The sequence below is a fragment of the Anaerolineae bacterium genome, from assembly GCA_035529315.1.
Taxonomy (GTDB): domain Bacteria; phylum Desulfobacterota; class Desulfobacteria; order Desulfobacterales; family ETH-SRB1; genus Desulfaltia.
In genome coordinates, this window is the sequence record DATKWZ010000010.1 from 20,897 (window position 1) to 29,462 (window position 8,566).

Sequence of the window (8,566 nt, forward strand, 5' to 3'; positions counted from 1 at the left end):
GCTCTTAGCTGGCAAGGTAAGAATTCAATAAGTTGGGGTAATTGAATGATTTACCTGAGCGAATATAGAAATTATTGATCAGCACTGTTTTGTAGAGACTACCTGTATTTTCGTCTAAGAGGCTTTTTATGAAGTGTAGATCCTTGATGATTCAGGGAACAGCATCACATGTAGGAAAGAGTATTTTAGTTGCTGCATTCTGCCGGATACTCAGGCAGGACGGGTATAATGTGGCGCCCTTTAAGGCACAAAACATGGCTCTCAACTCTTTCATCACAAGGACCGGCGGAGAGATGGGGAGAGCGCAGGTTGTGCAGGCGGAGGCCGCGGGTGTGGAACCGGATGTAGATATGAATCCTGTATTGATAAAACCAAATACGGATGTGGGATCCCAGGTTATAATTCATGGCAGGGTTTATGAAAACATGTCTGCAAGTTTGTATCATAAGTTCAAAAAACATGCCCGTGAGTTTGTCAGGGAGAGTTTCCAAAGATTGAGCGAAAACTATGATTTCATAATAATAGAGGGGGCAGGATCCCCAGCAGAGATAAATCTGCGAGAAAATGATATCGCCAACATGGGAATGGCTGAGATTGCGGACTGTTCCGTTGTACTGGCAGGAGACATAGACAGGGGAGGGGTGTTTGCCTCACTCGTTGGCACCATAGAACTGCTTTCGGAAAATGAAAGGCGGCGCATTAAGGGCTTCATCATTAACAAGTTCCGCGGTGACATCTCATTATTAAAGCCTGGACTCAATTTTTTGGAAGAAAAGACAGGAATTCCCGTTCTGGGAACCATACCCTATTTTAAAGATATTTATATACAGGAGGAAGATGGCGTGTCGCTGGAGAGGTTATTAATCTCTTCAGGGGGAAATGGGAAAATTGATGTTGCTGTTATTCGTCTTCCACATATCTCCAATTTTACAGACTTCGACCCTTTTGAAAGAGAGCCCGGTGTTAACCTCAGGTATGTGAATTATGGTGAAAAAATAGGCAACGCCGGTGTAGTTATCATCCCGGGCAGTAAAAACACCATTGATGACCTGAATTATTTGCATAATAGTGGCTATGTCCAGGAGATATTAAGACATCACAGAAATGGCGGATCAGTCGTGGGAATCTGTGGAGGTTATCAGATGCTTGGTGAATATATTGAAGATCCATACCACATTGAAACCTCTGTGGAAAGTATAAACGGCATTGGCCTTTTGCCCGTGAGAACACTTATAGAAAAGAAAAAAGTAACAAGTCAGGTCACCGCAAAAATTCACCAATTGAACCGGTTTTTCAAAAATGCAGAAGAACTGACGGGTTATGAAATACACATGGGAAAAACAGAATTGCGGAGCGGACAGTATATGTTTGAAATTATTCAAAGGGGAAAAAAACAAACTTCTGCTCCCGAGGGATTCATATCCGAAGATGGCAGAGTCTGGGGAACATACATCCATGGCATTTTCGACAATGACGGCTTTCGTCAGAATTTCATCAAACGGGCAAGACTGACAAAGGGCATATCTGTTCCTTCGGAAGAACATGATTCTTTCAGCTTTCAGGAGTTTAAAGAGACACAATATGACAGGCTGGCTGCGCTTGTCAGAAGGAGTATCAATATGGAAGCTTTTTACAAGATTGCGGGGTTAAGATGAAAGGATTGATCGTGGCAGGCACACATAGTGGCTGTGGTAAAACCACAATAGCCATGGGGTTTATGGCGGCTTTCAGGAAACGAGGAATGAAGGTAGCGCCATTTAAAGTGGGGCCTGACTTCATCGATCCAGGTTTCCATAAGAATACCTGTAACCATTCCTCTCGAAATCTTGATGGCTGGATGCTCTCAAAAGAATATAATAAGGAAGTGTTTTATAAAAACAGTTATGCCTGTGATGTAGCTATTGTTGAAGGCGTAATGGGTCTTTTTGATGGGTATGACGGCAGATCGGAAGCCGGTTCCACTGCCGAGATGGCTAAGTGGCTATCGCTTCCAGTCCTTCTGGTTGTAGACGCCAGGAGTATGTCCCGAAGTGTGGCGGCCATGGTATATGGATTCAAAAACTTTGACAGGGAATTGAAATGGGCAGGAGTTGTCTTGAATCGTCTTGGAAGTAATACTCATCTTCGATTTATTCGTGAAGCTATTGAAGACCATGTTGACATCCCCCTGCTTGGTGGCCTCATCAGGGAAAATTGGTTGAATTTACCGGAAAGGCATCTCGGCCTCGTCACACAGGATGAAACCCCCCTGCAACCCGACTATATTGATCGACTGGCCGACCTGATCGAAAATTCGCTGAATCTGGAGATTCTGCTGGACAACCTGCCTGAACTGAATGTCCGAAAAGTTTCTAAGAAACCTGAATTACACAATAGGTATCCTGTTAAAATCGGAGTTGCCAGAGATGAGGCATTTTGCTTCTATTATCAGGATAATTTTGATCTTCTTAAGCGATACGGCGCTGAATTAGTCTTTTTTTCTCCGCTGCAAGATCGTTCTCTACCGCGAAACATTGACGGGCTCTACCTTGGAGGGGGGTATCCAGAACTCTTTGCAGAAAAATTATCAAAGAATAGAGGTCTCATGGAAGAGATTAAACAACTGGGTAACAACGGTTTCCCCATATATGCCGAATGCGGAGGTTTTATGTATTTAACCGAGGGTATCGAGGATAAATCACTCCGCTTCTATCCAATGGCGGGGATATTTCCTGTAAAGATTATGATGCTTGATCGATTAAAAGCGCTCGGCTATAGAGAGGTTACCCTGAAGGCATCCAATCTCCTCGGAAAGCCTGGAGAGAAAATAAGAGGACATGAATTTCACTATTCAGAGATTAAGGAAATCACCGAAAAAATTGATCCCGTCGTAGATCATAACAGGGTAAACCTTGTTTATCAGCTTAGTGATAGGCCGGGACTGAAAATCCGTGAAGAGGGATACATGAAAAAAAATGTCCTGGGAAGTTATGTTCACCTTCACTTCGGAAGTAATCCACAGATTGCTGAAAATTTTGTTAGATTTCTTTCTGACAATTCCGCTGTCCCGCAACCCCTCTAATGCAACAGAATCGGTTGGTTACAAATCTAAATCCGCCCCATTTTCATTGAGCCATAAGGCATCGCCTTGTGCCAATGCACGTTTATAAGGCTGAGATTATATAGACATTTTATTAAACAGCAGTTCTCGGTAAAGGCGGTTAGAGATCCAATATCTTCTCATCAGTAAGGCCATGAGCAACTTCTATGGTCAGTTCCTAAACTTTAGGCATTTTAGCTCACTTCACTATCAGGTATTTTGTCTGCGTTTTTCAGCCAGACCACGGGCTCACTGTCACTTGGCGCTCTGTAATCACCCCGTGGAGAAAGTGATCCGCCGGAACCGACCTTGGGGCCGTTTGGCATACAGGATCGTTTGAACTGGCTGGTCTTGAAAAATCGAAAGAGATAGACTTTGAGCCAATCTTTAATCTCTCCAATTGTGTATTCGTGTCGTCTGTGTTCCGGTACATCCGGCCAGATGCCTCTCTTTTTGTCTCTCCACGCACAATATTCCATAAAAGCGATTTTGGTGGGAAGATAGCCAAACCGGGTGATATAGAAAATGTTGAAATCCTGAAGTTCGTAAGGACCTATCTCTGTTTCGGTCTTTTGTGCGGGCTGTTTTTCATCTTTGCCTGGAATCAATTCCGGGCTGATTTCCGTTTCAAGAATATTCAGCAAGACATCAGATACCTCCCTGTTAAATTGAGCGGACCGGGCTACCCAGCGGATCAAATATTGAATTAGTGTCTTTGGGACACTTGAGTTCACGTTGTAGTGGGACATATGGTCGCCAACACCATAAGTACACCAACCTAAGGCGAGTTCGCTTAAGTCTCCTGTTCCGATTACCAGCGCATTTCTCAGATTGGCAATTCGAAACAGGTGAGAGGTGCGTTCTCCGGCTTGTACATTTTCAAATGTAATATCGTAAACTTGTTGTCCCTCTGCACAGGGGTGGCCGATATCTCTGAACATCTGCATACAACTGGCTTTAATATCAATTTCGTTTGCTTCCACCCCAAGGGATCTCATTAACCTTACGGCACTGGTGTAAGTTTTGTTTGTTGTTGCAAAACCTGGCATTGTATAGGCCTTGATGTTGGACCGCGGCAAATTTAAAAGATCTATGGCTCGTGCCGCTACGATTAGAGCATGTGTGGAATCAAGCCCGCCCGATATTCCGATCACAACATTTTCGATGCCGGAAGACTTTAATCTTTTTACCAGCCCATGAGCCTGGATGTTATACGCTTCGTAACAATGAAGATCACATTGGGCCGGATCTGCAGGGATATATGGAAATCTCGGGTATTTTCTTGTAAGCAATATCCGGTCGTCGGGAATTTTTATGGGAAAGGAAACCTTACGAAACCTGTCGAGTCTGTCTCTGTGTATCCTGGTGCTCTTACCAAAGCTGGTCAGCCGCATCCTGTCCTGGGCAAGGCGGTCCAGATCTAAATCAGCATAGATGATTTGAGAATTCTGGGAAAATCGTTCCGACTCTGCAAGCAGGTCGCCATTCTCGTAGATCATGGCGTGTCCATCCCAGGCAAGATCGGTACTTGATTCTCCAGTTCCGGCTGCTGTGTAAAGATATGCAGATATACAACGTGCCGACTGATTTGAAGCAAGACTGTGACGGTATTCTGATTTTCCTATAGTTATATTGGAAGCGGAGAGATTTCCTATAACGGTTGCTCCTCTCATTGCTGCAAAACTGGATGGCGGTATGGGAACCCATAGATCTTCACATATCTCTATGAAGAATTTGAAATGCTCGATATTATTCACTTCAAATATAATATTTGCTCCAAAGGGAATATTTTTCTTTCCGCCAAGATTAATCGTTTCAGAAAATGCCTGCTCGGCAGGGCTGAACTGGCGACCCTCGTAAAATTCCCGGTAATTGGGGAGATAGGATTTAACCGCAACCCCGAGGATATTCCCCTGATAGAGGACGATACCGCAGTTAAATAGGAGGGAGTCGACTTCCAGGGGCGCGCCGACAACAAGAATCAGATTTAAACTTTTTGTGGCACTGATAATATATTCAAGAGAGTCAAGTACACTTTGCAGAAGGGCGCTCTGGTGGAACAGGTCTTCATTCGAATAGGCAGAAATACCCAGCTCCGGAAAAAGGGCGAGAACAGCGTTGTTTTTCGCCGCTTTTTTTGCCAGCGTGACTGTGCTTGCGGCATTAAAGGTTGTATCGGCAACTCTGACTTCGGGTATACAGACAGCAACTTTTACAAAACCATGACTGTAAAGATTAAAGAATTCTTTCATGCTTTCTCCGAAAGGCGGTATTTTTTTATCGTTATCTGTAAGCAAACCAATATGCGATAATATTTCTACACTGTTCTGATTTCCTACTAAAATATTCTATCATTAAATTCCGCAACCATACAAGTCGAATTTTCATGAACTTTCTTGAGAAGTTACCAGTTTTATACAAAGTCGTCCTTTCGGAAACATAACATACAAACATGAGTGGTATTAGCAATGATTCCGATTATTTTTACGGAGGCGTAACCTTATCGTGTAGTTTTTAAGCCTGATTATAATATAACAAGACCGCCCACAGCTCCTTAATGCACCATTTAAAAATGGTGCAAGGGGCTCAGGGGGAATGCGCTCGCTGATGACAATCTATTTAGACAAACTTCTGCCTTCTGCCGAGTAGAACCATTACTTACAAATTTGTAAATATTGCATTTATTAATCACAGATCTGTGGTGTCCTGTTTTGTCTTTCTCCCTCTAATATGCATATCTTACTGAATTAACATCTTTTTTTTGTTTATATGTTTTTTTGGTATATTTATTGCTTTAATAAAACAAAGTGTCTATCCGTTATATCAAACGCTTAACACGTCTCGTAAAAAGTGCTTTTTTGACTTTTTATGATTTTATTAAATAAGGGGTTAAAAAAATGAAACTAAAGAGTTTAATTCTATCTGCATGCGTCTCTCTTATACCATTTTCTTCGGCTTTTGCCGGCAAAGAGGTTTTGAATTCCGGCAACACTGCATGGATAATAGTAGCAACAGCTCTGGTTATGGTTATGACGCCTGCCGGTCTTGCCCTTTTTTACGGTGGAATGTCAAGGTATAAAAACCTTCTCAACACCATTTCAATGACCTTTATCTCATACTGCATAGCAAGTGTAATATGGGTGATGTGGGGATATACATTTGCCTTTGGAACAGATAATGCGGGCATTATAGGAGGGCTAAACCACCTGTTCTTAAATGGAATTGGTGTGAACAGCCTGTCGGGAACCATTCCAACTTATGTGTTTGTTCTTTTTCAGATGACATTTGCCTGCATCACCGTTGCTCTTGTTATCGGTTCTATAGTTGACAGGATGAAGTTTTCTTCATGGATTGTCTTTACTGTTCTATGGGTTACCTTTATATATTGCCCCATTGCTCACTGGGTATGGGGCGGGGGATGGATGGGAAAGATGGGCGCTCTCGATTTCGCCGGCGGAACGGTTGTACATATAAATGCCGGTGTAGCAGGTCTTGTGCTAGCCCTGGTTCTTGGAAAGCGGTCAGGTTATGGGAAAGAGGCCATGTTTCCATCAAGTATTACATTAACCGCTCTTGGCGCAGCTCTCTTATGGTTTGGATGGTTTGGCTTTAATGCCGGAAGTCAACTTGCTGCGGATGGTGTTGCCGGATCAGCATTCTTAGTGACAAATACCTCTGCAGCAATGGGGGCGCTTTCGTGGATGTTTGCTGAATGGTGTGTCAATAAGAGGCCGACTCTCTTGGGAATCGCTTCCGGAGTGGTTGCCGGTCTTGTCGCAATTACACCTGCAGCCGGATTTGTAAATTTACCGGCCTCCCTGATTATTGGATTGGTTGCAGGGCTCTTCGGTTTTTACTGTGTTGCAATAGTTAAGAAAAAAATGGGTTATGATGATTCTTTGGATGCATTCGGAGTGCATGGAATGTGCGGACTTTGGGGCGCTCTTGCAACAGGTCTCTTTGCTAATCCTGCCATAACCGAAGGGGCAACCGGCCTGTTTTATGGAAACCCCAAACAGCTTTGGATACAGATCGTATCAATCTTTGCGACAGTAGCTTTTACAACTGCCGGAACGCTCATCGTTGTCTATGTAACACGTCTTATTACCGGAGGCATCAGAGTAAAGCAGGAAGATGAAATAAAAGGCCTCGACAGTTCGATACATGGTGAAAGAGGTTTTGAGATTATATTTTAAATGAAACAGCGATTAAAAAAGGAGCTATTAATATGAAAAAGATCGAAGCAATCATCAAGCCTTTCAAGCTGGACGAAGTAAAAGATGCTCTCGGCAGTATCGGCATACAAGGCATGACGGTCAGCGAAGTCAAAGGGTTCGGGCGTCAACGTGGACATATAGAAACGTATCGTGGAGCTGAATACCAGATCGACTTTATACCAAAAATAAAAATTGAGATTGTGGTTGACGCTTCCATCGCAGATCAGGTCGTGGCTACCATTTCTGAAAAGGCCAAAACAGGCAAAATAGGCGACGGTAAAATATTTGTTTTGCAGATGGAAAAAGCCGTAAGGATCAGAACCGGGGAATCCGGAAAGGACGCACTATAAATTATAATTTATGGAGAAAAACAATTATTATGACTTCAAAAATCAAGATAGAATTAGTTGTTGAGGTTGATACTGCCCAGGCGAACAAGTTGCTTGAAACAATTACCAGATCTGTAAAAACATGGAAAATAGGTGATGGAAAGATTTTTGTGCTGCCAACAGAGGGGGCTGTTTGGGCCGGCACAAAAGAAAAACAGGAAAATACAAAATAAAACATAAACTCGATCAACTGGTGGAGTAGTTTGACTGGTAAACTCGACTACTCAATTATTTGACAACTTTTATAATATAATAAGGAGAATTAAATTATGACGCCAAAACAGGTGTTAGAAATGGCTAAAGAAAATGCGGCCGAAGTTGTGGATATACGTTTTCTTGACCTTCCAGGTGTATGGCAGCATTTTACCGTGCCTATATGCGAATTGAACGAGTCAAGCTTTGAAGATGGTTTCGGGTTTGACGGTTCAAGCATCAGGGGATGGCAGCCGATTCATGCCAGCGACATGCTTGTGATACCCGATCCTGCGACCGCAAAGATGGATCCATTCTTTGAAGTTCCAACCCTGGTTCTTATCGGAGATATAGCCGACCCGCTCACACTGGAACCTTATTCCCGCGACCCGCGCTATATTGCTAAAAAAGCGGAATTATTCCTGAAAAGCAGTGGAATCGGCGACACCGTATACATTGGACCTGAAGCGGAATTTTTTATCTTTGATAGCGTGCGCTTCGAATCATCGACAAACATGGCTTTCTATGAGGTTGACTCTGTGGAAGGGGTCTGGAACAGCGGCAGAGAAGAATGCCCGAATCTTGGCTATAAACCAAGGCATAAGCAAGGGTACTTTCCTGTTCCTCCGACAGACAAATTTCAGGACCTGCGCACCCGAATGCTTCTCACCCTTGAAAAACTTGGTATA

General features: G+C 43.2%; 7 protein-coding genes. 6 read left to right on the forward strand and 1 reads right to left on the reverse strand.

The features are described from left to right. The first annotated feature begins 128 nt into the window (after positions 1–128). Together VMW78_01615 and VMW78_01620 are read left to right on the forward strand one after the other, a co-directional pair. Complete coding sequence (locus VMW78_01615; protein HUV49704.1) at positions 129–1,655, forward strand: cobyric acid synthase; 1,527 nt, start codon at positions 129–131, stop codon at positions 1,653–1,655. Further along, positions 1,652–3,061, forward strand: coding sequence for a cobyrinate a,c-diamide synthase (locus tag VMW78_01620; GenBank protein HUV49705.1), 1,410 nt, complete (start codon positions 1,652–1,654; stop codon positions 3,059–3,061). Before VMW78_01615 ends, VMW78_01620 begins: the two co-directional genes overlap by 4 nt. Before the next feature lie 212 nt (positions 3,062–3,273). Here VMW78_01620 and VMW78_01625 read toward each other — a convergent pair whose 3' ends face one another. Beyond that, the gene (locus VMW78_01625) at positions 3,274–5,331 is read right to left on the reverse strand and encodes an NAD(+) synthase (GenBank protein HUV49706.1); all 2,058 of its coding nucleotides are present in this window, start codon (positions 5,329–5,331) and stop codon (positions 3,274–3,276) included. Positions 5,332–5,976: 645 nt separating this feature from the next. Here VMW78_01625 and VMW78_01630 point away from each other — a divergent pair. The 4 genes from VMW78_01630 to VMW78_01645 all read left to right on the forward strand — a co-directional run. Further along, the gene (locus VMW78_01630; GenBank protein ID HUV49707.1) at positions 5,977–7,275 is read left to right on the forward strand and encodes an ammonium transporter; all 1,299 of its coding nucleotides are present in this window, start codon (positions 5,977–5,979) and stop codon (positions 7,273–7,275) included. Positions 7,276–7,307: 32 nt separating this feature from the next. Beyond that, positions 7,308–7,646, forward strand: a complete 339-nt coding sequence (locus tag VMW78_01635) for a P-II family nitrogen regulator (protein HUV49708.1) — start codon at positions 7,308–7,310, stop codon at positions 7,644–7,646. Positions 7,647–7,675: 29 nt separating this feature from the next. Next, complete coding sequence (locus tag VMW78_01640) at positions 7,676–7,858, forward strand: P-II family nitrogen regulator (GenBank protein ID HUV49709.1); 183 nt, start codon at positions 7,676–7,678, stop codon at positions 7,856–7,858. Positions 7,859–7,954: 96 nt separating this feature from the next. Then, the coding region (locus tag VMW78_01645) for a glutamine synthetase beta-grasp domain-containing protein (protein ID HUV49710.1) at positions 7,955–8,566 on the forward strand (612 nt) is incomplete at its 3' end.

Coding starts and splice junctions, on each gene's coding strand:
- VMW78_01625 (HUV49706.1), bottom strand. CDS start 5,331: ATGAAAGAATTCTTTAATCTTTACAGTCATGGTTTTGTAAAAGTTGCT.
- VMW78_01640 (HUV49709.1), top strand. CDS start 7,676: ATGACTTCAAAAATCAAGATAGAATTAGTTGTTGAGGTTGATACTGCC.
- VMW78_01630 (HUV49707.1), top strand. CDS start 5,977: ATGAAACTAAAGAGTTTAATTCTATCTGCATGCGTCTCTCTTATACCA.
- VMW78_01620 (HUV49705.1), top strand. CDS start 1,652: ATGAAAGGATTGATCGTGGCAGGCACACATAGTGGCTGTGGTAAAACC.
- VMW78_01615 (HUV49704.1), top strand. CDS start 129: ATGAAGTGTAGATCCTTGATGATTCAGGGAACAGCATCACATGTAGGA.
- VMW78_01635 (HUV49708.1), top strand. CDS start 7,308: ATGAAAAAGATCGAAGCAATCATCAAGCCTTTCAAGCTGGACGAAGTA.